3 protein-coding genes are annotated in these 1,964 nt (G+C 33.8%); all 3 read right to left on the bottom strand.

The annotated features are described in order from the left end of the window. Positions 1-177 (bottom strand): HU family DNA-binding protein (locus tag Cyrtocomes_RS06185; protein ID WP_410519715.1); only part of this gene is annotated, 177 nt, incomplete at its 3' end. A 133-nt stretch (positions 178-310) separates the two neighbouring features. Further along, on the bottom strand, positions 311-622 hold the full coding sequence (locus tag Cyrtocomes_RS05965; protein ID WP_322498274.1) for a DUF6290 family protein: 312 nt from the start codon (positions 620-622) through the stop codon (positions 311-313). Beyond that, positions 619-1,964 (bottom strand): type IV secretion system DNA-binding domain-containing protein (locus Cyrtocomes_RS05960; RefSeq protein ID WP_322498273.1); only part of this gene is annotated, 1,346 nt, incomplete at its 5' end. The genes Cyrtocomes_RS05960 and Cyrtocomes_RS05965, both read right to left, overlap by 4 nt.

The raw sequence follows: 1,964 nt of genomic DNA, 5'->3' as shown, positions 1-1,964 counted from the left end.
TATAACAGATGGATAGTTTTTAGCTTTAAAAGTGCCAAATCCAACGATTTTTAGCTCGTCGTTTTCTTTCATAACTTCGACTATAAGTTTGAGTACGGAATTCATTATATGAGATGTTTTTACTTGTGACTGTCCTAATTCTTTGGAGAGTAGATCAACAAATTCAGTTTTATTCATAAAAGGAACCATGAAAATCTAATACAGTGTATGGTGCGTATCTACACGTATGTTCTCAGTATATTTAGCTTAACTAGAGGTAATAAGATAGGCTAAATAAGGGCTTTATAAGCTAATAAGTAGTAAAAATTCTTTACAAATTAGGCAGAAATCTCTTAATTTTTTCCTTATATGTTTTTTCTGCTAGCTGCTCATCCTCCTTGCTAAGGCTTTTGCTTGCAATAGCCTTAATATTTATATAGCTGTCTAGTATAATTTTAGCTAGCTCTTGATAGTTTACATCTTGGCTTGGTGCATTACAGCTGATAGCTGGGGTACTATTTTCATAGATGCGATCTCCAATAGCTCTATTTTTAATATACTGACCAAGCGATACATTTTCTTTTTTTGCAAGAGCTTCTAAAACACTTTTTTCTTCTTCTGAAAGTCTAATTGAAATCATCATATTATATAATTACTAAAAAATTGATCTAATGTTGCCTCAGCTAAGGTATTCTCAGGCTTTATAACTTCACTTTTATTGTTTTGCAAAACATCATTTTTGGTATTATGTAGATTTATGCGTCCCTTATACTTCAAAGTAGCCTTGGTAGAGGGAAAGCTAGAAATTTTCAGTACCAAATCTAGATTTGGCATAGCAAGGAATTCAGATGGCATTATAATGTTTTTTCTTTTTTCATTGGATTGAATACTAACACCATCTCTCATTTTATGAGCTCCGTACGACAACCCTTCTTTAAACTCTTCAACTTCAGAATCTCCAATAAGATCAGACGCCCATTTTGCTGTATCTGGATCATTTGTTCTAAAGATTCCTTTGGTATTACATTCAGAAACAATATTTTGTGCACCATTTTTAGAATATATCTCACGCAGCTGCGCTATATTTTGTATGCCAAGTACAAAGCATCCACCAGATGCTCTGGAAACAGCCAGTGCATTTGAAAGAGATGGTATCTTTTGTAGAGTTGGGAGCTCATCAATAATAAACCAGGTTTTTTCTTCTTTCTTTTGAGATATAAGCTCTCTTATTGCAATTTCAAAGAATGCGGTTTCAAGTGGCATCAGCTCGGCTTTATACTTAGGATTTGAGGTGATAAAGAGGATTGAGTCTTTTGCATCTCTCATCCAGTTTTTTATAATAAAGCTCTCACTCTTTTTGCCATGCATAAATTCAAGTGCATTCAAATAGGATGATATGACAAAAAGTACACTATAGGCGGTTTTGGGAGATTCTGGGTTAATTAAGTTTTTTGCATATGAATCTTTTAAAAAATATGCCATTTGCTCAGCATCTTTTTTTAGAAGAATATCTAATATTTCTTGGTTAGTTAGATCGCAAGATTCTTTAAATAGCTCTTTTAAAACAGCAGAGCAAACAACTCTTGCAGCTTCTTCCCATATCTTATCACCATAGTCTTTCTCTGGTATAAAGCCGCTTATAATGCCCTTAATTTCTCTTTCATCAGTAATTTGAGCAAGTAGATTCCACTTTTCTCCTCTTTCATCAAATGGATTGAGTATATAATCTTTGTTTGGATCGTAAAACCAGCTCACATAATCGCATTTAGCATCATAGATTATAGCTCTGTCACCCCTTTTTCTGATCTGCTCTACAATATCACTAATAACCTGAGTCTTGCCAGAGCCGGTAGAGCCTGAAATTAGTGTATTTTGCATCTCTCCCCTAGGCACTGTTAACAAAGGTTTTGCCAAATAATGGAAAAGATGCAATATTATATTGGAGGCGATAAATATGGTATTTAGATGGATAAAAGGTTGTTTCC

Origin of the sequence: Candidatus Cyrtobacter comes (assembly GCF_034470605.1) — a bacterium.
In the GTDB taxonomy this organism is placed as follows: Bacteria; Pseudomonadota; Alphaproteobacteria; order Rickettsiales; family Midichloriaceae; genus Cyrtobacter; species Cyrtobacter comes.
Note: the sequence above shows the minus strand (reverse complement) of the source record. Positions and strands in the feature narration are given on the sequence as shown.

Bases quoted from the DNA above. Each gene is read 5' to 3' on its own strand.
- Cyrtocomes_RS05965 (WP_322498274.1), bottom strand. From the start codon at position 622: ATGATGATTTCAATTAGACTTTCAGAAGAAGAAAAAAGTGTTTTAGAA.